Annotated in this window: 18 protein-coding genes, 1 tRNA gene and 1 pseudogene; 2 read left to right on the forward strand and 18 right to left on the reverse strand. The window is 62.7% G+C overall.

The genetic code is table 11. From position 1 onward, the window contains the following. Nucleotide 1: 1 nt before the first annotated feature. From ASE22_RS02835 to ASE22_RS02885, 11 genes are all read right to left on the reverse strand, one after another. Nucleotides 2–1,324, reverse strand: a complete 1,323-nt coding sequence (locus tag ASE22_RS02835; protein ID WP_235536521.1) for a lipid-transfer protein — start codon at nt 1,322–1,324, stop codon at nt 2–4. Then, complete coding sequence (locus ASE22_RS02840; RefSeq protein WP_056354665.1) at nt 1,267–2,337, reverse strand: CaiB/BaiF CoA transferase family protein; 1,071 nt, start codon at nt 2,335–2,337, stop codon at nt 1,267–1,269. The genes ASE22_RS02835 and ASE22_RS02840 overlap by 58 nt, the downstream gene beginning before the upstream one ends. 153 nt (nt 2,338–2,490) lie before the next feature. Further along, on the reverse strand, nt 2,491–3,642 hold the full coding sequence (locus tag ASE22_RS02845; RefSeq protein WP_056354668.1) for an acyl-CoA dehydrogenase family protein: 1,152 nt from the start codon (nt 3,640–3,642) through the stop codon (nt 2,491–2,493). Between the two features lie 152 nt (nt 3,643–3,794). Further along, nucleotides 3,795–4,988 (reverse strand): aspartate aminotransferase family protein, encoded by a 1,194-nt coding sequence (locus ASE22_RS02850; RefSeq protein WP_056354669.1) that lies wholly within the window; start codon nt 4,986–4,988, stop codon nt 3,795–3,797. 102 nt (nt 4,989–5,090) lie between these two features. Then, complete coding sequence (locus ASE22_RS02855) at nt 5,091–5,282, reverse strand: 4-oxalocrotonate tautomerase (RefSeq protein ID WP_056354672.1); 192 nt, start codon at nt 5,280–5,282, stop codon at nt 5,091–5,093. Between the two features lie 10 nt (nt 5,283–5,292). After that, nucleotides 5,293–5,979 (reverse strand): fumarylacetoacetate hydrolase family protein, encoded by a 687-nt coding sequence (locus tag ASE22_RS02860; protein WP_235536520.1) that lies wholly within the window; start codon nt 5,977–5,979, stop codon nt 5,293–5,295. A gap of 113 nt (nt 5,980–6,092) precedes the next feature. Next, nucleotides 6,093–6,875 carry a fumarylacetoacetate hydrolase family protein gene (locus tag ASE22_RS02865; protein ID WP_056354680.1) on the reverse strand — a complete coding sequence of 261 codons (783 nt, stop codon included), beginning with the start codon at nt 6,873–6,875 and terminating at the stop codon, nt 6,093–6,095. Nucleotides 6,876–6,922: 47 nt separating this feature from the next. Further along, nucleotides 6,923–8,269: a dicarboxylate/amino acid:cation symporter gene (locus ASE22_RS02870; RefSeq protein ID WP_056354683.1), complete on the reverse strand. Its 1,347-nt coding sequence runs from the start codon at nt 8,267–8,269 to the stop codon at nt 6,923–6,925. 163 nt (nt 8,270–8,432) lie between these two features. Next, nucleotides 8,433–10,700 carry a TonB-dependent receptor gene (locus ASE22_RS02875; protein ID WP_056354686.1) on the reverse strand — a complete coding sequence of 756 codons (2,268 nt, stop codon included), beginning with the start codon at nt 10,698–10,700 and terminating at the stop codon, nt 8,433–8,435. 302 nt (nt 10,701–11,002) lie between these two features. Next, nucleotides 11,003–12,001 carry a FecR family protein gene (locus tag ASE22_RS02880; RefSeq protein WP_082545715.1) on the reverse strand — a complete coding sequence of 333 codons (999 nt, stop codon included), beginning with the start codon at nt 11,999–12,001 and terminating at the stop codon, nt 11,003–11,005. Beyond that, complete coding sequence (locus ASE22_RS02885) at nt 11,998–12,504, reverse strand: RNA polymerase sigma factor (RefSeq protein ID WP_082545714.1); 507 nt, start codon at nt 12,502–12,504, stop codon at nt 11,998–12,000. Before ASE22_RS02885 ends, ASE22_RS02880 begins: the two co-directional genes overlap by 4 nt. Nucleotides 12,505–12,626: 122 nt before the next feature. On the opposite strand from ASE22_RS02885, the gene ASE22_RS02890 reads away from it, so the two are divergent. After that, on the forward strand, nt 12,627–15,194 hold the full coding sequence (locus tag ASE22_RS02890) for a TonB-dependent receptor (RefSeq protein ID WP_056354698.1): 2,568 nt from the start codon (nt 12,627–12,629) through the stop codon (nt 15,192–15,194). Between the two features lie 100 nt (nt 15,195–15,294). On the opposite strand, the pseudogene ASE22_RS26615 reads toward ASE22_RS02890, so the two are convergent. Together ASE22_RS26615 and ASE22_RS02895 are read right to left on the reverse strand one after the other, a co-directional pair. Beyond that, nucleotides 15,295–15,432: pseudogene (locus ASE22_RS26615) on the reverse strand (IS3 family transposase); the annotation flags it as partial. Nucleotides 15,433–15,685: 253 nt separating this feature from the next. Continuing rightward, nucleotides 15,686–15,760, reverse strand: a tRNA-Thr gene (locus ASE22_RS02895). Between the two features lie 125 nt (nt 15,761–15,885). On the opposite strand from ASE22_RS02895, the gene ASE22_RS27245 reads away from it, so the two are divergent. Beyond that, the gene (locus tag ASE22_RS27245) at nt 15,886–16,047 is read left to right on the forward strand and encodes a hypothetical protein (RefSeq protein ID WP_200933242.1); all 162 of its coding nucleotides are present in this window, start codon (nt 15,886–15,888) and stop codon (nt 16,045–16,047) included. On the opposite strand, the gene ASE22_RS02905 is transcribed toward ASE22_RS27245, so the two are convergent. The 5 genes from ASE22_RS02905 to hemB form a co-directional block, all read right to left on the reverse strand. Beyond that, a complete protein-coding gene (locus ASE22_RS02905) occupies nt 16,041–16,583 on the reverse strand; it encodes a CAP domain-containing protein (protein WP_056354703.1) in 543 nt (180 codons plus the stop codon). The two genes, ASE22_RS27245 and ASE22_RS02905, sit on opposite strands and share 7 nt — an antisense overlap. A gap of 89 nt (nt 16,584–16,672) precedes the next feature. Next, a complete protein-coding gene (locus ASE22_RS02910) occupies nt 16,673–18,478 on the reverse strand; it encodes an aminopeptidase P family protein (protein WP_056354707.1) in 1,806 nt (601 codons plus the stop codon). A gap of 78 nt (nt 18,479–18,556) precedes the next feature. Continuing rightward, complete coding sequence (locus tag ASE22_RS02915; RefSeq protein WP_056354710.1) at nt 18,557–19,090, reverse strand: gamma carbonic anhydrase family protein; 534 nt, start codon at nt 19,088–19,090, stop codon at nt 18,557–18,559. After that, entirely contained in the window at nt 19,087–19,620 is a 534-nt protein-coding gene (locus ASE22_RS02920; protein WP_056354713.1) for a GNAT family N-acetyltransferase, read from the reverse strand. The genes ASE22_RS02915 and ASE22_RS02920 overlap by 4 nt, the downstream gene beginning before the upstream one ends. Continuing rightward, a complete protein-coding gene (gene hemB / locus ASE22_RS02925; RefSeq protein WP_056354714.1) occupies nt 19,617–20,609 on the reverse strand; it encodes a porphobilinogen synthase in 993 nt (330 codons plus the stop codon). The genes ASE22_RS02920 and hemB overlap by 4 nt, the downstream gene beginning before the upstream one ends. Between the last annotated feature and the right edge of the window lie 461 nt (nt 20,610–21,070).

Here is a 21,070-nt window from a genome sequence, read left to right on the forward strand (position 1 = left end):
CTCAGCCATCGACCTTCTGGTACATCGTCACGACACATGCTCCGCCGAGTCCGAGATTTTGCTGAAGGGCGACGTTCACGCCCTCGACTTGCCGTGCATCGGCTTGCCCGCGAAGCTGCCACACCAGTTCGGCACACTGGGCGAGCCCGGTCGCACCCAGCGGGTGGCCCTTCGAGATCAGGCCGCCCGACGGGTTCGTCACCACGCGCCCACCATAGGTGTTGTCGCCGTCGAGGACGAACTTCTCCGCGGTGCCAGCCGGCGTCAGTCCGAGCGCCTCATAGGTGAGGAATTCGTTGGTCGTAAAGCAGTCGTGAAGTTCCGCGACGCGCACGTCATCCGGCCCGATCCCGCTTTGCGCGTATACCTCGCTCGCCGCTTGCGCTGTCATGTCGTATCCGATCAGCCGGATCATATCGCCGTCGAACGCTTCCGGAGAATCGGTCGTCAGCGCCTGGCCGGCGATGACGACATCCGATCGAAGGCCGTGACGCTTCGCATAATTGCGCGACACGAGGACGGCGGCGGCCGCCCCACAGGTGGGCGGGCAACACTGAAAGCGGGTGAGCGGGCCGTAGATGTGCGGAGAGGCGAGGACTTCCTCCAGACTCATCGGATCCCGGAACACCGAATAGGGATTGTTGGCGGCATGCCGCCGAGACTTGACGGTGATGTGCGCGAAGACCGACGGATCCATCCCACGATCTTCGACATATTGCTGGCCTGCCGCACCGAAGAAGGTGGCGGCGTTGGGCGTGTTTGCATCTGGCACCCCCCGCACACGATCCCGCACATTTTCGAAGACTTCCATCGCCGAAGGGCGGTCGGTGAAGATCGCCCCCAGCGCCCCGGGCACCATCTGTTCGAAGCCGAGCGCCAGCGCCACGTCGACGGCACCGCTCTCGACAGCCTGACGGGCGAGGTACAGCGCGGACGAACCGGACGAACAATTATTGTTGACGTTGAAAACCGGGATGCCGGTGTGCCCCAGCTGATACAGCGCCCGCTGACCCGATGTGGAGTCACCATAGACATATCCCACATAGGCCTGCTGCACCGCGCTGTAATCGATGCCCGCGTCGGCAAGCGCCTTTTCCGCGGCGGCGGCGCCCATCACATGGTATGGGTCGCTCTTACCTGGCTTGGTGAACGGGATCATCCCGACGCCGGCCACCACTACTTTCTCGGACATTTCAACTCCTCGAGTTTCGCTGCTTGGGCAGCTCATATGCGCTTGCGCCGACGCCTTGACGGGCAGCCGGCGGATCAGGTTGAAAACCAGGCCACACGATCTTCCCGCCGGGCGGCGATCGGCTCCGCCCATGGTGTGCGCGAAAAGCGCGGAGCGGGGCGCGGCTGGTCGACACCGTCGATACGGGTGAAGGTCTCCCGATCGCGGAAGTGCTGGTTTTCCAGGGCCTCGGCATAGGTCAGGACCGGCGTGACACACGCGTCGGTTCCGGCGAAGACATCGGCCCATTCCGACATAGTCCTGGTCGCGAAGGCGGCGGCCAGCGCCGCGCGAAGCTCGTCGGCGCGGCTGCTGTCGTTCTGCTCCGGAAGGGCCCCCTGATCGAGACCGAGGCGCTGCACCATGACGGCGAAGAATTGCGGCTCGATGCATCCAACGGCGACGCAGCGGCCATCGGCGCAGACATAGGTGTCATAATATGGCCGGGAACCGTCGACCAGGTTCGAGCCCCGCTGATCCGACCATTGCCCCTCACCGCGCATCGACCACATGAGCTGCGCCAGGACCGCCGTCCCGTCGCACATCGCGGCGTCCACGACCTGGCCCCGACCGGATTTCTGGCGCTCGAACAAGGCCGCGAGCACGCCCGCGATGAGGAACATCGCACCGCCGCCATAATCGCCGACCATGTTCAACGGCGGCACCGGTCGCTCGCCGGCTCGCCCGATATTTTCGAGAACGCCGGTGATGGATATGTAATTAATGTCGTGCCCTGCCGAACTGGCGAGGCTGCCGACCTGTCCCCAGCCGGTGATACGGCCGTATATCAGGCGAGGATTGCGCGACAGGCAGTCCGCCGGGCCGAGCCCGAGCCGTTCGGTCACACCGGGACGGTAACCCTCGATCAGGATGTCCGCATCCGCGATCAGATCGAGAACGTCGTCCAGTTCTGCCGGGTCCTTCAGGTTCGCGCTGACGATCCGGCGCCCACGCACGGTCTGGTCGGAACGCTCGGTTTCGGAGCCGCGGCGCTCCACACGGATGACGTCGGCGCCATAGTCCGCGAGAATCATGCATGCCAGCGGGGCCGGGCCGATCCCGGCCAGTTCCAGCACCCTTAGTCCGGCGAGAGGACCACTGCTCATCTGCTTCTCCCCGGCCCGTTATTCTGGATTGCGCTGCGATGGCAGCAGAACGCTGCCTGCCGATACCGTCCCCATGGAAAGAACATGCTCAGCGCATCCGTCCTTCCATCAAATCCTCCGCTCCGACCGTTATCGAAGACGCGGATGCCCGCTTCACAGAGCACGGGAAATCAGATCCTTCATGATCTCATTCGCGCCGCCGTAGATTTTCTGGACTCTCGAATCTTGGAACAGGCGGGCGATGCGATACTCCCTGATATATCCGTAGCCGCCGTACAGCTGCAGACAGCGGTCTATCACTTGCGTCTGCTGCTCGGTGAGCCACCACTTCGCCATCGCCGCGGTCGTGGCGTCCAGTTGCCCGGCGAAATACCGCTCGATGCAGGAATCGACGAATACTCGGGCGACATGGGCGGTGGTCGCCACCTCCGCCAGAACGAACTTGCTGTTCTGGAAATCGAAGATGCTGTTCCCGAATGCCTGTCGCTGCTTCGTGTAGGCGACGGTGTCCTGCACCGCGGTCTCCATCGCCGCCACGGCCATCACGCCGATGAACAGGCGCTCCTGGGCCAACTGGGTCATGAGCTGACCGAAGCCGAGGCCGGGAACACCGCCCAAAATGCTCGTTGCCGGAACGCGAACCCCGTCGAAGAACAATTCTGCGGTGTCAGCACCGAGCTGACCCACCTTGTCCAGCGTCTTGCCTCGCGCGAAGCCGGGGGCGTCACGCGTATCGACCAGCACAAGCGAGATCCCCTTGGATCCCGCTTCGGGGTCGGTCTTCACCACGACGATGACCAGATCGGCGGTTTGCCCGTTGGAGATGAACGTCTTCGAACCATCGATGATCAGGTCGTCGCCATCGGCCACCGCCCTGGTCCGAACCGCCTTGAGGTCGGAGCCGGTCCCCGGTTCGGTCATCGCGATCGCGCCGACCACCTCGCCCGTCGCCATGAGCGGCAGCCAGGCTTGCCTCTGCTCCTCCGTGCCATATGCGAGCACGTAATGGGCGACGATCCCGCTATGAACCATATAGCCCCAGTTCCAATCACCGGCGGCGCCCTGGGCTTCGCATATGGCGAGATCATGCGCGATCGTGCCGCCGCCGCCGCCATATTCCGCGGGAATCGAACAACAGAGGAACCCAAGCTCGCCGGCCTTGCGCCAAACGCTGCGGTCTACTTGGTGCTGCCGCTCCCATGTCTCGCGGTGCGCCATCACCTCAGCGTCGATGAACCTCGTCGCGACGTCGCTCAGGGCCTGAATTTCATCATCTTTCCAAGCGGAGCGGTAAGTGTCGGTCACGCTGACTCTCCAGCCATATGGGGAAATGACGCGCGATCACCTCGCCCAATCCTTAGTATCCTTGTAATGATTGCAATTACCGGTGATTCCGCCGATGTCAAGAGGGCGCCGTTTCCACGGCCCAGCCCATGACGGCCTATCACGGGTCCGCGCTACGCGGCCAAGCGGGTGCGCGCGGCTTCGCATGTGGCCGCCAGCCGCGACATCACCTCGCCGATCTCCTCGGCGGTTATGTTGAGCGGAGGCAGGATACGGATGATATTTTCGCCGCCGCCAGCCACCAGCAGGCCGAATTCCTGGGCAAGCACCATGAACTCGCGATTGTTCGGCACCAGCTTCACGCCGAGCAGCAATCCCTTGCCGCGCACGCCGAGCATCACGTCTGGATATGTCTCGCACAGGCTTTCGAGCCTTGCCTTCAGATCGGCCGCGGCATCGCGTGCGGCAGCAAGCGTATCTTCACGGGCGATCTCATCGAATGCGGCCGTCGCCACCGCCATCGCCAGTGGATTTCCGCCGAAGGTAGTGCCGTGAACCCCGACAGTCATGCCGCGGGCAGCATGGGCCGTGGCGAGGCAGGCCCCGACCGGAAAGCCGCTCCCCAGCGCCTTGGCGATAGCCATGATGTCGGGCTCAGCCCCTTCGAACCATTGGTGGGCGAACAGCTTCCCCGTCCGCCCCATGCCGCTCTGCACCTCATCGTAGATGAGCAGCACGCCATGAGCCCGCGTGCGCTCGCGCAAGCGGCATAACCAATCGCCGGAGAGCGCTCTGGCGCCGCCCTCGCCCTGTACCGGTTCGACGATCACCGCTGCCGTGGTCGGGCTGGCCACCGCCCGGTCGAGCGCGGCCTCGTCGTCGATCGACAGCTGGATATAGCCGGGCAAGCGCGGGCCGAAGCCATCGAGATACGCCTGATTGCCGGACGCGTTGACCGCGGCATAGGTCCGGCCATGAAACGACCCGGCAAAACCGATGACGTCGACCCTCTCCGCGTGTCCACCAATGGCATGATGGCGGCGTGCCGCCTTGAGCGCTGCCTCCACGGCTTCGGTGCCAGAGTTGGTGAAAAAGACGACATCGGCGAATGTCGTGCTGGTCAGGCGGCCGGCCAGGCGTTCCTGCCCCGGCACACGGAAGGTGTTGGAGACATGCCACAGCGCCTTCGCCTGCTCGGTCAGCGCCTCCACCAACCGGGGGTGGGCATGGCCGAGCGCATTGGTCGCAATACCCTGGACACAGTCGAGATAGGTGCGTCCTTCGGTATCCGTCAGCCATACACCCCGGCCCGAAGCGACCGATAACGATGTGCGGGCATAGGTGCTCATCAACGAGGCCGCGGTCATTCTTTGGACTCCTGCAGGAATAAGGTCATTCGCGAAAATGGAATGAGCGGCCGGTCTGGGCCGCTCATGGTCGGGAGGCGATCGTCGTAGCCAGCCGAAGGGTTATCGCCCCTTCGATTTCGCCGTCGCGCCACCGATGCCCCAATGTGCACTGGACACGGTATTGACGATGATCCTGATCGAATCGCGCGGTGCGTCGAGCGTGACGCAAACCGCGTCGGTCACTTCGCGGATCATGGCCTCGATCTTCTCGTCAGGCCGTCCCTCGATAAGATTGACTTGAATAACTGGCATGGCGTCCTCTTCAATGGATGTTGATCCCGATCGTGCCCAATCCCTGGAAGTCGATGGCGACCCGATCGCCGGTATCGACCATGATCGCAGCCGTGATACCGCCAGTGAGGATCAGCGTTCCCGCCGGGATCGTCAGGCCGCGGCGAGCGAGCATGTTGGCGAGCATGGCGACCGAGTTGAGTGGATGGCCGAGCACCGCGGCGCCCGAAGCAGTGGCAACCACCTGGCCGTTCTTGCGCATCACCACGCCGATATTCTTCAGATCGCGTCCGATCGGGCTGGCCCCGTCATCCCCGATCATCCAGCCGGCCGCCGAAGTGTTGTCGGCAATCACGCTCGGCAGGTCGAACGCGAAATCGCGATAGCGTGAGTCGATCACCTCCAACGCTGGAAACACATGCGCGACCGAACGAAAGACGTCGCCGATATGGCAGCCGGGCCCTTTGAGTTCAGCCGAGGTGACGACTGCGATCTCCGCCTCGATACGCGGATTGATGAACTTGGCCCGATGGAGCGAGCCGCCCTGCGGCACGCGACCTTGCCTTGTGATGAAGCCATTGATGGGCTCCTTGACACCCATCTGCGCCATCTTCGCCCGTGACGTGAAACCCATTTTGAGTCCGGCAATCTCTACGCCGCGCGCCGACTGGATGGTCTTCAGACTGTCCTGAATCGCATAGGCATCCGCCCAGTCCATCAGCGGATGATCGTCGGTGATCTTGCCTATCGGCGCGCGGCCGGTCTGCGCGGCATCGAGCCGGATCGCGAGCTTCTCTATGATTTCCCTATCGAGCGCCATGAAGATGATCCTTACAAGAAACGGGCTTCTGCAGTGCCGAGCCCACTAAGCGTCATGCGCACATGGTCGCCTTGTGCGACGGGCAGCATCGCCCCCAGCGAACCCGATAGGATCACCTCTCCCGCCCTGAGCGGAGTTCCGTATCTGCCAAGCGTGTTTGCAAGCCAGGCGACCGCCCTGGCTGGATGACCAAGGCTTGCCGCGCCCGCGCCGGTCGAGCGCAGTTCACCATTGATTTCCAGGCTCATTCCGCAGGTCACCAAATCGATGCAGCTTACAGGAAGCGCCATGTCGCCGAGCACGACGAGCGCGGCCGACGCGTTGTCGGCGACAGTGTCCTGGATCTTGATCTTCCAGTCGCTGATCCGCGAGTCGACGATTTCCAGGCAGGGCATGACGAGCGCGGTCGCATCCAGCACATCCTGCTCGGTGATGTCGGGACCGGTAAGATCGCGACCAAGTATGAAGGCGATCTCACCCTCAACCTTCGGCGCGATAAGCGTCGCGGTCTCGATCTCGCCCGCGCAATCGATCATCATGCCCGATGTGACGACGCCGAAGTCCGGCTCTCGCACACCGAAGAGATCCATCACCGGCTCGCTCGTCACGCCGATCTTCCTGCCGACGATCCGCTGTCCGCCCTCCGCACATCGACGCTCCACCGTCGCGAGCTGGATACGATAGGCGTCGTCGATGGTTAGCTCGGGATGGCGGTCGGTGATGGGCCGGATCGCGGCAACGGCCTCGCGTGCCGCATACAGCTCTTCCGCCAAGGCGGTGATCAAGTCGGACATACTTTCTCCATTCAGCGGCGATTTGCCTCTCTCGGGCCGCGCCGGCGTCACCATTTTCCGTGTCGGCTATCGCTGCGGGCCTCGACCATGTCCGGCGCCAGATCCAGCCCCGCGCGTCCCCCGGCGGCGGTGTGCGACGGTGCCTGCGGATGGGTGTCGATGTCCGGTCTGGAATCGCCCAGCATCCCGTCCCATTTGGCGATGGCCGAGGTGGCGATCGCGTTGCCGACAACATTGGTCGCGGCGCGGCCCATATCCATGAAATGGTCGACGGCCAGGATGAAGGCGACCCCTTCCACCGGCAGGTTGAATTGCGCGAGCGTGGCCGCGATCACCACCATGCCGCCGCGCGGCACGGCGGCGATGCCCTTGCTCGTCACCATCAGCACCAGCAAGATGGTGATCTGGGTGCCGATGCTCAGGTCGATATTATAAGCCTGGGCGATGAAGATCGTGGCGAAGGTCGCATACATCATCGACCCGTCGAGATTGAACGAATAGCCCAGAGGCAGCACGAAGCTGTAGACGCGGCGCGGTACGCCGAACTTGTCGAGTTGCTCCAACATCTTCGGATAGGCCGCCTCGGACGAAGCGGTGGAGAAGGCGATCAGCAACGGTTCCCGAATGTAGCCCGCCAGCATCAACATCCGCTTGCCCAATATGGCGAAGCCGGCAAGGCCGAGCACCACCCAAAGCGCCCCTACCCCGACATAGAATTTACCGATCAACTGACCGAAGGTGAGCAGCACGCCCATGCCCTGTACGGTCACCGACGATGCGAGCGCGCCGAACACCGCGAAGGGCGCCATCCGCATGACGTAGCCGGTCACCTGCAGCATCAGTTCGACCATGGACTCGACGAGCGCGACGACAGGCCTTCCCTTTTCGCCGATAGCGGTAAGGGCAACGCCGACGAACAGCGAGAAGACAACGATCTGGAGGATGGAATTGTCCGCCATCGCCCCGACGATCGACGTTGGGAACACATTCAGAATGAAGGTTTGGAAGTTGAGCGCCTCGGTATCCACGCCCGCCGGGCTGCCGGTGCGCACAAGGTTGACGCCTACGCCCGGCTCCAGCAGATTGACGAAGACGAGACCGATCGCCAGCGAGACCAGGCTGGCGACGACAAACCAGGCAATCGCCCGTCCGCCGATCCGACCGAGCGCCGCGCTGTCGCCCATATGGGCGATCCCGGCGACTAGCGTGGAGAAAACCAGCGGGGCGATGATCATCTTGATGAGATGAAGGAAGATGTCGGCGAGCAGGTGGAAATAGCTTGCGACTTCCTTTGCCGCCGCTTCATCTGCCCCGAACCACATATTCGCGATGAATCCGGCGGTCACGCCAAGGATCATGCCGGCGAGGACCATGGTGGTCAGGCGGTTCGTCAATTGCCAACTCCAATATGAACTCGATCAAGCCGAAGCTTTCGGTGCCCGACATGCTGGGCGGCCAGATCGGTGGCCGCCATTTTGCCAGCGTGCCTGCCCTGCGCCGATCGCTCGACTGGCAAGCGAATGTCCGGGCGCCGGGTGCGCCCGGACATCCACATCGTCAGAAAGTCTTGCGCGCCATGACGCCGAAGGTGCGCGGCTGGAGGGTCAAAGCCGATTCCACGTCGGTCGCGTTGGAGGTGAGCAGGATCGGATCCTTCTCGTTCAGCAGGTTTTGAACGAAGAACTGGATCGTTAGACTGCGATCGAATTCGACCCCGAGGCGCGCGCCCAGGTTCTGATAGGCCGAGTTCCGTTCGTAATAGACGTAGGTGGGACGGAATTCCGAATAGCTGCCCGCGCTGTGCGTGAAGTTCACATTCACCGTAGCGCGGACGCGATCATTCACATCCCAGCGATAATCGATCCCGCCCGCAAAGGTGAACTTCGGGACGTTCGGGATGCGATCACCCTTGAGGCCGGTCGATCCGGTAGCAGCCAGCCCGGGATTGAGCTGATCCTCGCTGAGCTTGGCATCGACAAAACCCAGTGCGCTGTTCAGGGATAGCCCGCGCATGGGCGTGAGAACCGCCTCGATCTCGGCGCCTTCGATGCGGGCCTTGCCTGCATTGGTAAGGTACGAGAACACGCCGGTGGCGCTTCGGCCGGACACCTGCATATCTTTCCAGTCGATCCGGTAGATCGCCGTGTTCAACGTCAGGAGCCGGTCGAAGAGCTGCGTCTTCGCGCCGAGTTCATAATTCCACAGACTGTCCGGCTGATAGACGACAAGCGTGCTGGCGATGCCGGGAATGTTGTTCGCGCCGCCGGGACGAAATCCCGACGAAGCGGTCCCGTACAGCATGATGTTGGGATCGAGCTGGAAACTGGCGTTGAGCTTGTACACCCAGCCCTTCGAGCTGGCATCGGCCGTCGTGGCCGGGCCGGCATAGGACTGGGTTACGAAGTTGCTGATCAGGACCTGGCCGAAAACCCTCTTGTCGTAGGAGAAACGGCGCGCGCCGCCGGTCAGCGTGAGCGCCTCGAAGGGCTTCACCGAAACCTCTCCGAAGAAGGCCGTCTGCTTGACGTCGGTTTCCACGACACGCCGCGACGCAAAAATGATCGGCTCGATCAGATCGCCGTTCACATCTGCCTTACCAACTTGGCTTTCCGCATGGTCCTTGCGGCTGTCGTGATAGACACCGAGCGTGTAGCTCAGCAGATCATCGGCAACGCTGCCCGAGATCCGGCCCTCGTAGACCCACGCTTTCAGATCCCAGGGCTGATGCAGTAGGCTGGGAAGAAGGCTGTCCGCATAGGCCGTGTAGGTCGCCAGCTGGCTGCTGTTACAGGCCGCGACGCCGATATAATTCCGGCATGACGTCGCGTTGGTCCGCAGGGAGCGCAGCGCCGTCGTGTAGTCGATGTTGCGCAATATCTTCCAGTCATAATGGGAGACCGTCGCCGTCAATGTCGCATCGAAAGGCAGTTTGTAGGTCACCGCCGCATTGTAGAGCTGAAGCCGGTCGCTGCCGGGGCCGATCGCCTCCGCCTGAGCGTTATAGGCGCCGAGAGCGGTGTTATAATTGGTGGGGCCGCCCAACTTGTTGTCCTGATAGCTAGCGCTCAAGTTGATCGCCAGGCGGTCATCGGGGGTGAAGCGGAGCATCGCCCGTCCGCCATAGGATTTGACGTCGTTCACATTATTCCGGTTCAGACCCGGAACGTCGATGAAGCCGCCCCTGTTTTCCTTATACGCCACCACACGGAGCGCGAGCGTGTCCCTCGCAATCGGCAGGTTCATCATGCCCTTCACGTAGAAGCCCGGCTGGCCGTCCTTGGTCACCGTGCCCTGCGCTTCGACCGTGCCAGCGATCTCGGTTGCGGCAGGCTTGTTGTAGATCATGCGGACCGTGCCGCCCATCGAGCCCGAACCGAACAACGTTCCCTGGGGACCGCGCAGCACCTCGACGCGCTCCACGTCGAAGAGGTTGATATCCGGGTTCGTCAATCCGGCGTCCGCGGCAACGCCCGCCGGTCCGGTGAGCGGCGTCTCGTCGAAATAGAGACCGACGGTCGATTCACCTGTGCTGCGCACGCCGCGGATGGTGATACGACGTGCAGCGGGAGCATTTCCCTCGACCTGCAGGTTCGGCACCTGACGGAAATAATCGTTGATGGACGTCGCACCAACCTTGTTCAGCGTATCGCCGCTGATCGCTGAAATACTGATCGGCGTCTTCTGAAGGGTGGTGTCGCGACGCAAAGCCGTAACCACGATATCAGCGACTGCCTCGTTTTCGACGGCCGACACTTCCTGGGCCGAAGCAATAGCCGGTATGCTGGCCGTAAAAAGCAACGCGAAGCCAAGTGATTTCAGCGACATGAATAGAGCCCCTTTGTGCAATGTGCATGTGGTCGGGCACACCGTTTTCGATCTCACCCGGCCACCAAGACGCAACGGGGCGGACCTACCTCACCTCGGCGGCGCAAATTTTTATTCTGCGGAGTAAGGCGGCCAAGCCGATCCTTTTGAACGCCGCCTCCCTGGAGAGCCGGTGAAGAAATCAGTTCGAATTCCGTTGGAGACCAAGTTACGCCGCGCAAAGCCGATCTGCTGCGCAATATTTGGTCACCCAGGCCCTCGGTCGCCGCGCCGTCTTCGCGGAGCACGAACCGGCGATCAGGCTAGGCGCCGACGAGCTTGACCTCGGCCGCATTTTCCGTCTGGATCCGGGCCATTCCATAGGCCGACAAAGCCCGGACGAATGTATGCACATCCCCGGTCTTGAAGACCCCACTCAGCTTCCGCTGGCCCGCTGTCGTGTCGCCCGCCCACAAAAGCTTGCGCGTCGAATAGCGGTTCATTTCGGCAATCGCATCCGCGATCGCCACATTCTGGAAAACGAGTTCGCCCGACAGCCAGCGCGTGGCTTTCTCCGCACCGTCGAGATTCCGCCGGATCACCGCGCCATCATAGGTCAGCATCTGTCCGGGGGTGAGCATCTCCTGGCTCTCCTCGGCCGGGATCGCGACCCTTACCTTTCCTTCGGTCAGCGCGACGCGGAAGCCGCGATCGATGGTCCGCACCGAAAAAGCCGTGCCGAGCGCGCGAACATTGCCACTCGCGGTCTGCACGATAAAGGGACGCGCCGCATCTTTCGCTACGCGGAAGAAGGCTTCTCCGCCTACGAGCGAGACACGCCTCTCGGTTGCCCAGTGCAGCACATTGAGCGTCGAGCTTGTATCAAGCGTCACCACGGAGCCATCCGCCAGCGTGATCGTTTTTCGTTCGCCGATCCCGGTCCTGTAGGTCTGAACCAGCGCGGATGCCGGCGCGGCCGATTGACGCGAAGCCAAGCCGTACAGGCCGATGGCGCTCGCCCCAGTCAAAAGCAGCGCCACGGACGCCGCGACCTGCCAGGGCGCGAAACCTCGCGCGCCCCTCCGCCCCCGCGCTTCTTCGAGCAATACCGCCATTTCGGGAAAATTTGCAACACTGCCGGCCGCGTGATGAGCCGAGTCGATAGCCCGCCAAGCCGCCCGGTTGTCCTCAGCTTCCGCCTGCCATGCGCCGAAGGCAGACACCTCCTCCGCCGTCATATTTCCCGAATGATGACGCGCATACCAAAGCGCGGCTTCATCATATGCCCGGTCGGATGGGTTCGTGAATCGGGAAGCGTTCATAGCGATTGATAGGTAGCCAGCTGCCTGATTGCCCGCATGATATTCTTTTCCACCGCGCTGACGGAAATACCCATGTGAATAGCGATCTCCGAATAGCTCATTTCATCGAAACGATGAAGCACGAAGGCTTGCCGGGACCGCGACGGCAACCGCCGCAAGGCGTCCATGGTCTGGTTCAGGCGCTGGCGATCTTCGACGACGCGATCAGGTGATCGACGTTCGACCGGATGGTTGCGATCATCAAGACCGTCGTGAAGCGACGCCGATCGACTTTGGTCGCGCCGTCCATAATCGGCCATGACGCTGCGAGCGACCTGAAACACATATCCTTCGATATTGTCGATCTCATCGCTCGCCGCGCGCTGGTGCATCCTCAGAGCTACGTCCTGCACCATGTCGTCGACATCGTTAGAATGAACCCGCTTCGACAGGAACGATCGAACCGCGCTCAGATAACCGAGAAAGTGCGCCGGCGCGTCACGCCGCTTAGCTTGTGCCGACATTCAACCCTCTATGTCGCCTTTCACGTCCCGTCACTGAGGCAGACGCGCCACGCAATCTTTATAAGACTTACCTGTCTTCCTATGTCAATGTAGCACTGATGCCCTGGAGCTAGCCTAGTCCCGTGAATGCCGGTGAGAATGTTCGGTTCGCCTGTCGCGCTCGCTTTCCCGCCGGCTGCCTGCGGCTTATTATCAGCAAGACTTCCACGGCGATTATCTGTGCCCTGCTGATCTTCGGGCTTCATGATGCGAGCGCGATAGCCGCAGCTCCGCTGATTACACTTCGAGCAGGATCGCTGGAGAACGCTCTCACCGAGCTGGCCCGACAAGCCGGTTGGCAGCTTCTGCTGGACCCCGAAATCGTGCGGGGCCTCAATGTGACCGCGGGCCAGAAAAACCGATCGGCGCACGCCCTGCTGCGTCAGCTCCTGATGCGCCATCAACTCGAAGTGCGGTGGCTGTCGCGAAATGCACTGATGATAACGCGATCGCCGATCGCTTCACGCCGCCCAGCGACGACACCGGACGACAGCGCGCCGGAAATCGTCGTCACCGCGTTAAAACGCCCTACGATCATCTCCGATACCCCCGTAAGCATGACGGTGGAGCTCGGTCAGACCATGATCAGTTTGGGGATGCGCGATATCAGGACCGTGGCCCGCGGGCACCCGGAATTGACCGTGCTGGACTCCGCCGTCGGGCAGCAGCGGCTGGCGATCCGGGGAATTGTCGGTTCCGGAGAACCCACCGTTGGCGTTTATTATGACGAGACGGCTATCGCCGGACCGGGTGGCACGACGTTCGACCCTGGCGCGATATCGCCGGATCTCGATCTAGTGGACGTTGATAGAATGGAGATATTACGAGGCCCCCAGGGTACGCTCTATGGCGCGAGCGCGATGGGCGGCGTGATAAAAATGCTGTTCAACCGGCCGGATCCCACTGCCTGGCATGGCGAAGCGCGGGCGGGCGTTGAGCAAAGTAGTGGCGCCGGCCCCGGCCGTTCGGCGTCTCTGATTTTCAACGCCCCCCTCGTTCACGACCGCCTCGCTGCCCGGTTCTCGATATACAACCGTCATATCGGTGGCCGGATACGGAACCCGCACCTCAACCTTACCGATCTGGGACAAGTCGAGAAAACAGGTGGCCGTATTGCGATCGAATGGTCTCCAACGGCCGGCGCCAAGATCACCGCATCTGCCATCTATCAACATACCAAAGTCAGCGATACGAACTTCTGGTATCGGGACCAAGGATATTATATTAACAATCAATCTACAAGAACACCACAGCGCAACAGGTTAGGCGTATACAATCTTAAGTTCGAGTATAATCTCGGAGATATTTCTGCAACATTGTCCGCCTCCCGTTATGATTGGCACATCGTCCGACTAATGGATTACACCACCATTTTAAATGCTCAGAAGATTGACCCGATTGCTTGCCGAAACTACTTCTTACTTATTGGCGAAAGCCAATGCTCTGAATCTCAGATACGAGATTTCGCTGCGTTCATAGATACGCGTCTGCCAGGATTAGTGTATCAGCCAATGAGCTTGGGCAGCGAGAGTGGAGAACTGCGCATCTCCAGCGACGCTGCCAACTGGACTGCCGGCATATATCTGGAGCGTAGGCGCGAGCATATTTACAGCTATGCCGTCCTGGCCGAAGCCAAGAATGGAAGCCTGATCCAGCCGCTCGATATCACCGGCCTTAGAACGCTGCGGAGCAGCCTGACGCAACAAGCAGTTTTCGGCGAGTGGACGAGGCCATTGGACAGCGCTTGGGCGCTTACTCTGGGAGGCCGTCTGTTTCGATACCAGCGGCGCGCGAGTGCAAAGGTCAATATCCCCAATCCCATCACGGGTACTGCCGCCTTGCAGGAAGGAAGTTACGAGACCAGCGAGAGCGGTTCCAACCTGAAGTTGCTGCTCTCGTACCGGCCGGCCAAAACCATCCTGCTTTACGGGCAGATTTCCCAAGGCTTTCGCCCCGGCGGCGTTAATATCGCACCGTCGTTGACAAACGATATTCAGACCTATGGAGCGGATCGCTTGATCGATCTGGAACTTGGGATGAAACTGCGAACGCCCGGTAATCGGATGGCTCTGAACATCGATGTCTACCGGATCTACTGGCTCAATATGATCACCCCCTTCGCGACCAGCAACGGAGCATTCGGATATAACAGCAACGTGGGCGGTGCGATTTCCCAAGGCGCGGAAGCCGAAGTCTCCTACGCCATTCGTTCCAGGACGACGATACAGGGCCGGGTCAGCTTCATAGATGCCCGATTGACACAAGACAGCCCGATTGGTTTCAACGGGGCGATCGCAAAAAAAGGAGACCGCCTTCCCAACACGCCGAATATAGCCGTTCACGCGAGCTTGCAGCACCGCCGGCCTCTGTCGACGAACCTATCGGTCATGTCGAGGCTGGAACTGGGATTTGTTGGAGGGATGACATCCGCGTTTAACCGAACCGACCGCTATTTCGAGAGGACACCTTCCAGATTTTTCCTCGACTGGCTCTTTTCTGTCGATCACGGACGATGGAATGTAGGTTTATCCGTGAGGAATATTCTGAAAGACAGGACACCCGCGCGAATTCTATCGAGTACAGCGGGCACAGGACAAATCTATGGCTCGGCACCTCGAACGATAGGTCTGGAATTCAGGCATATTATCTGAACCGATGACCAGCCGCCAGCTCGCTTAGGCAGAACGGTTAGACGGCGTGATCGACATTAAAACTCATTGGGGTGTCGATGTTTGAGTAGCCCCTAGTTTTCTAGACGCCTTCCGCTTTCAAAATCTGCTGTCGTTCGAACTCGATGGGTGGCAGCATCCCGTTCCTGACGTGCTTGCGCACCAGGTTGTAGAACATCTCGATATAATCGAACATATTCTGTCGAGCTTCCTCGCGTGTTCACCTCACCGGAATCGCCATGCTGCACTTCCGAGGCGCGCCATTGGCGCGCCTCTTCTTTTCGCCGATACCAGATTTGTGGTCAGGCCTTTTGCGATCCGAGACGGCGCTCCGAATCGCCGGAGAAATGGCCCGATACCGGGCAGTCTCCCGCCACATAATTCAAAGCTAAGCGTGAAATTCCCCCGCAACTGCGGAGGTTTTCGAGAGAGCTACACCAGACTCTCTCTTCGCCCCGTTTTCGGGGGGTGCGTGGTGCTGCCGGTGAGGATTGAACTCACGACCTCAGCCTTACCAAGGATGCGCTCTACCACTGAGCTACGGCAGCACTGCCAGCATTTGCGGGCATGCCGGGGACGTCGTCTCCGGCGGTGTGGCGGGCCTATGGACAATGCGGCGGCCTACGTCAAGGCGGCTTGCCGATCATCTTTCGATAAGTCTATCGATCGGCCGATGAAGAAGGCCGAACCCAAGCCCCATGACGAGCGCGCCGCGCGGCTGGCGCAGGCGTTGCGCGCCAATCTGCACCGCCGCAAGGCGCAGGCGCGGGCGCTGGACGAGCAGGACGAACCCGGCGCCGATCGGGGCCGTCGCCCCGAACCCTCGGATCAGTAGGGCTTCTCGCCGATCACATTGCCGCCTTCGAGATAGCGGCAGACCAGTACCTCGTCCTCCTCGCTGGCCGCGATCGCGCAGCCGACCTCGGTCGTCGATCGCCAGATCAGCTGGGTATAATGGCCGACGTCGCGCCACTGGCCGGTGGTGCTGTTGCGCGGGAACGGGCCGTTGACGAAGATCTTCCGCTCGTCGACCCACAGGTTCACCATCTGCTCGGGCGTATAATAGCCCTTGGTGCCGCGCCAGAGATTCTCGCCCTCCTCGCCGTCGGTCGGGTCCAGATAATCGGCGGTGTCGCTATGTTCGAGCCCGTCGATCAGGGTCAGCTGCCGCGCCCATTCGAGAGACTGGCGGGCGAGCTTGTCGCTCCACTTGAGCGGCGGGATACCGAGTCGGACGCGCTCGGCATTGTGCGCGGCGAGCAGCCGCTGCCCGAGGTCCTGCGGACTCCATAGCGGGGCGGCCCCGTGCGCGGCCGTCCAGGCCGCCGGAGCGATGAGTAGACACGTAATGATCCGGCGTAACGGCTTCATCGCGCGCGTCAGCCCACTCCCCCCTGCCAAGCAACGGACGGCAAAACCGGCCGGCAGAGAGACTCGACTCGTCCCACCGGCAATCGATTTTATGAGCGCGCCGCGCCGCTTTCAAGCAGCGGTGCGGTCGACCCCCGCAACCATGTCGCGCTGTCGCCGTCGAGCTGCGGGCCGACCACCTCGCGGACCTTCGCATGATAGGCGTCGATCCAGGCGATCTCCCCCGCATCAAGCATCGCCACGTCGATCAGCGCACGCTCATAAGGCGCAAAGGTCAGCGTCTCGAAGCCGAGCATCTCCTTCTCCGCGCCCTCGATCTCCATCGGCACGGTCAGGATCAGATTCTCGATCCTGATCCCATATTCGCCCGCCTTGTAATAACCGGGCTCATTGGAAAGGATCATGCCGGGCTGGAGCGGCTCGTCGCCGCCACCGAAGGTCGCGATCCGCTGCGGCCCCTCATGCACCGACAGATAGGCGCCGACGCCGTGGCCGGTGCCATGCGCATAGTCGAGCCCTGCCGCCCACAGATATTGCCGCGCGAGGATATCGAGCTGACCGCCGCGCGTGCCATGGGGGAAAACGGCGCGGGCGATCGCGACATGGCCCTTGAGCACGCGGGTGTAGCGGTCGCGCATCTCGCGGGTCGGCGTGCCGATCGCCACGGTGCGCGTCACGTCGGTGGTGCCATCCTGATATTGCCCACCCGAATCGACCAGATAGAGCGAGTTGGGCTCGAGCGTCCGCTTGGTCTCGTCGCTGGCACGATAGTGGACGACCGCGCCGTTCGCCCCCGCGCCCGAGATGGTGTCGAAGGACAGGTCCTTGAGCAGCCCGCCTTCGGCGCGGAACGCCTGCAACCTGTCCGAGGCCTGGATCTCGTCGAGCCCGCCCTTCGGCGCCTCGACCGACAGCCAGTGGAGGAAGCGGCTGAGCGCGGCGCCGTCGCGCGCCTGCGCAGCCTTGTGCCCGGCGATCTCGACCGGGTTCTTTATCGCCTTGGCCAGCACGACCGGATCGCGTTCCTCGATCAGTTTTGCGCCGCCCGCCTCGAGCGCCTCGAAGATCGCGGCGACGCCGCGTTCGGGGTCGACCGCGACGGTCTTGCCGTCGAGCGCCCTGAGTGCGGCTTCGAAGGCGGTCCGATCGTGCAGCCGCACGCCGTTGCCGAGATGGGCGCGCACCGCATCGTCGATCTTGTCGGGGGCGACGTAGAGGTCCGCCGTCGCATCCTCGTGGACGATGGCGTAGGCGAGCGCGACCGGGGTCCGGTCGACGTCCTGACCGCGGATGTTGAAGGTCCAGGCGATCGAATCGAGCGCCGACAGTACCGCCGCGTCGGCACCCTTCGCGCTCAGCCAGTCGGCCACGTCGGCGCGCTTGGCTGCCGATGTCTTGCCGGTCAGCGCATCGGGCTGCACCACAAGCCGCGCCTTGGACGGCATCGGCCGATCGGGCCAGATGGTATCGACCGGGTTGGTGTCAACCGCGACCAGCTCGGCGCCCTTCGCCGCCAGCGCCTTGCGCGCCGCCGTCACCCAGCCCTTGGTGTGGAGCCAGGGATCATAGCCGATTCGTCCACCGTTCGGGGCATGTTCCTCGAGCCACTGCGCGGTGCTGGTCTGCGGCACCGACTGATAGCTCCAATGCTCGCCGTCGACCTGCTCGCGCACCTGCAAGGTGTAGCGCCCGTCGACGAAGATCGCCGCCTCCGCCGGCAGCACCACCGCCGAGCCGGCCGAGCCCTGGAAACCGGTCAGCCAGGCCAGCCGCTGCGCATAGGCGCCGACATATTCGCTCATATGCTCGTCGGTCAGCGGCACGACGAAACCGTCCAGCTTGCGACGCGCCAGTTCCTCGCGGAGCGCCTTCAGCCGATCTTCATGGGTGGACATGGGAATGGAACCTCGATGGGGATATGCGGCGAAGATAGGCGCGCGAGCGGGACGCGGCAACGCCCTCCCATTCCACCGTCATCCTTGCTCGGCGATCGCCTTGCGGTGGCGGCCGGCTTCCCGGACATAGGCCGCGACGCCCTTCTGGTTGCCGGCGATCTCCTCCGGCGACAGGTCTCGCATGTAGCGCGCCGGGCGGCCGCTCCACAGCTGGCCGCTGGGAATGCGCTTGCCCGGAGTCAGCATCGCCCCCGCCGCCAGCATCGCGTCGGACTCGATCACGCAGCCGTCCATCACCACCGCGCCGAAACCGACGAAGGCGCGGTCGTGGAGGGTGCAGCCATGCACCATCGCCATATGCCCGATCAGCACGTCGTCCCCGATCACCGTAGGATAGGTGCCGGTCGAGATATGGATGACGCTGCCGTCCTGGACGTTGGTGCGCTTGCCGATGCGGATGTAGTTGCCGTCGCCACGCACGACGACATTGTACCACAGGCTCGACTCCGCGCCGACATGGACGTCGCCGATCACCCGCGCGCCCGGTGCCAAGAAGGCGGTATCGTCGATCATCGGGGTCGTCCCCTCGAAGGTCAGGATGGTCGGGGTCATCGCGGTCTTTCGATGCTGTAGGTGAGATGGGCCTTGAGCCGTTCCTCGAGGCCCGGCTGCGGATGATCGAAGTCGAGATCGTGGTGTCGCGCCATGCCGAGCCGCTCCATCAGCCCCCAGGAACGGACATTGGCGGGCACGGTGATCGCCCAGATGGCGTCGGCGTCGAGATTGGCCCAGCCCCAGTCCAGCGACGCCTGCGCCGCCTCGCGGGCATAGCCCTTGCCCCAATAGGGCCGCGCCAGCCGCCAGCCTATCTCGATCCGTCCTTCGATCGGCGTTCCGGCGGCGCCCGGCTTCAGGCCGCAAAAGCCCATGAAGGCGCCGTCCTCGCGCCGTTCGACCGCCCAGAAGCAATGGCCGTGGGTGTCGAGCAAGCCGTTCTGCCGCTCGATCGCCTGGTCGACATCGTCGCGGGCCAGTGGCGGCCCGAGATACTCCATCACCGCCGGATCGGTGCACATCGCGAGGAAGGGCTCGGCATCGCCGTCGCGCCAGCCCCGCAGCACCAGACGATCGGTCTCGATCATGCGCCCATCAGCCGCGCCGCGTGCAGCGCATGATAGCTGAGCACGCCCGAGGCGCCGGCGCGCTTGAACGCCATCAAGGTTTCCAGCACCATCGCGTCGCGGTCGGCGGCGCCGGCGGCGACCGCCAGTTCGATCATCGCATATTCGCCCGACACCTGGTAGGCGAACACCGGCACCTCGAACCGCTCCTTCACGAGACGGACGATGTCGAGATAGGGCAGGCCCGGCTTCACCATCACGCTGTCGGCACCCTCGGCCAGGTCGAGCGCCACCTCGCGCAGCGCCTCCTCGGCGTTAGCGGGGTTCATCTGATAGCCCTTCTTGTCGCCCTTGAGCAGGCCACGCGTGTCGACCGCGTCGCGGAACGGACCGTAGAAGGCCGAGGCATATTTGGCCGCATAGGCCATGATCTGCACGTCGACATGGCCACCCGCCTCCAGCGCGGTACGGATCGCGCCGACCCGGCCGTCCATCATGTCGGACGGTGCGACGATATCGCTCCCCGCCTCGGCCTGGACGAGCGCCTGGCCGACCAGCACCTCGCTGGTCGGATCGTTGAGGACGTGACCGCCCGTATCGACCAGGCCGTCATGGCCATGGGTCGTGTAGGGATCGAGCGCGACGTCGGTCAGTACGCCGATGTCGGGCACCGCATCCTTGATCGTCCGGATCGCCCGACACATCAGGTTGTCGGGGTTCAGCGCCTCGCGCCCGTCGTCGCTGCGCCTGTCGCGCGGGGTGTTCGGAAACAGTGCGAGACAGGGGATGCCCGCGTCGCGCGCCTCCTTTGCGCGCGCCGCGATCTGCGCCAGCGGCCAGCGCGAGACGCCCGGCAGCGATCCGATCGCCTCCACCTCGTCGCCATTGGCGATGAAGAGCGGCCAGATCAGGTCGGACGGCGTCAGGACATTCTCGGCGAAGAGCGCGCGGCTCCAGTCATGGCGGCGGGGGCGGCGCAGGCGAAGCGCAGGAAAGATGGGCTGAGTCATGCGCGCTTCTTTAGAGCGCTTTCGAAGCAGATGAAATCATCTGCCGGTGCGGAGATCGCGGCAGGACAACAAGCTCGAGGGGTGATCCGGTACGATCGGATGCGAACGATCCAGCGGTCGCCGGCCGCGCCGCAAGGCCCCCCTCCCCGCGCGCCGCGACTCGATTCGGCGGCTCCCGCCCGCGCCGGCATGGTTCGTCTTCCGTAGCGGAATCCGCTCGGAATCGTCGATTTCGATACGAACGGCCTACGGGTTTCCCGCAGGCCCTTCGACCTTCGTCTAGAGATCGCCACTCGCGGCCAAGGTACATTTACGTAGGACGAATGGACTGTTGGATATCACTGAATTCTCACGGATATTTGGCTCACCAACGCTGAGTTGGCTTATCGCGTACCAGTCGTTTTGCGTATCACTTGGGACATTCTGGCGTCTGCTTCGGGGCGATGCGAGAGTCGAGGAGG

This window comes from Sphingomonas sp. Root720 (assembly GCF_001428605.1).
Classification (GTDB): domain Bacteria; phylum Pseudomonadota; class Alphaproteobacteria; order Sphingomonadales; family Sphingomonadaceae; genus Rhizorhabdus.

Excerpts from the sequence above, each read along its gene's own strand:
- ASE22_RS02835 (WP_235536521.1), bottom strand. The coding sequence starts at position 1,324 with ATGGGCGGAGCCGATCGCCGCCCGGCGGGAAGATCGTGTGGCCTGGTT.
- ASE22_RS02840 (WP_056354665.1), bottom strand. The coding sequence starts at position 2,337 with ATGAGCAGTGGTCCTCTCGCCGGACTAAGGGTGCTGGAACTGGCCGGG.
- ASE22_RS02850 (WP_056354669.1), bottom strand. The coding sequence starts at position 4,988 with ATGACCGCGGCCTCGTTGATGAGCACCTATGCCCGCACATCGTTATCG.
- ASE22_RS02855 (WP_056354672.1), bottom strand. The coding sequence starts at position 5,282 with ATGCCAGTTATTCAAGTCAATCTTATCGAGGGACGGCCTGACGAGAAG.
- ASE22_RS02860 (WP_235536520.1), bottom strand. The coding sequence starts at position 5,979 with ATGGACTGGGCGGATGCCTATGCGATTCAGGACAGTCTGAAGACCATC.
- ASE22_RS02865 (WP_056354680.1), bottom strand. The coding sequence starts at position 6,875 with ATGTCCGACTTGATCACCGCCTTGGCGGAAGAGCTGTATGCGGCACGC.
- ASE22_RS02875 (WP_056354686.1), bottom strand. The coding sequence starts at position 10,700 with ATGTCGCTGAAATCACTTGGCTTCGCGTTGCTTTTTACGGCCAGCATA.
- ASE22_RS02880 (WP_082545715.1), bottom strand. The coding sequence starts at position 12,001 with ATGAACGCTTCCCGATTCACGAACCCATCCGACCGGGCATATGATGAA.
- ASE22_RS02885 (WP_082545714.1), bottom strand. The coding sequence starts at position 12,504 with ATGTCGGCACAAGCTAAGCGGCGTGACGCGCCGGCGCACTTTCTCGGT.
- ASE22_RS27245 (WP_200933242.1), top strand. The coding sequence starts at position 15,886 with ATGAAGAAGGCCGAACCCAAGCCCCATGACGAGCGCGCCGCGCGGCTG.
- ASE22_RS02905 (WP_056354703.1), bottom strand. The coding sequence starts at position 16,583 with ATGAAGCCGTTACGCCGGATCATTACGTGTCTACTCATCGCTCCGGCG.
- ASE22_RS02910 (WP_056354707.1), bottom strand. The coding sequence starts at position 18,478 with ATGTCCACCCATGAAGATCGGCTGAAGGCGCTCCGCGAGGAACTGGCG.
- ASE22_RS02915 (WP_056354710.1), bottom strand. The coding sequence starts at position 19,090 with ATGACCCCGACCATCCTGACCTTCGAGGGGACGACCCCGATGATCGAC.
- ASE22_RS02920 (WP_056354713.1), bottom strand. The coding sequence starts at position 19,620 with ATGATCGAGACCGATCGTCTGGTGCTGCGGGGCTGGCGCGACGGCGAT.
- hemB (WP_056354714.1), bottom strand. The coding sequence starts at position 20,609 with ATGACTCAGCCCATCTTTCCTGCGCTTCGCCTGCGCCGCCCCCGCCGC.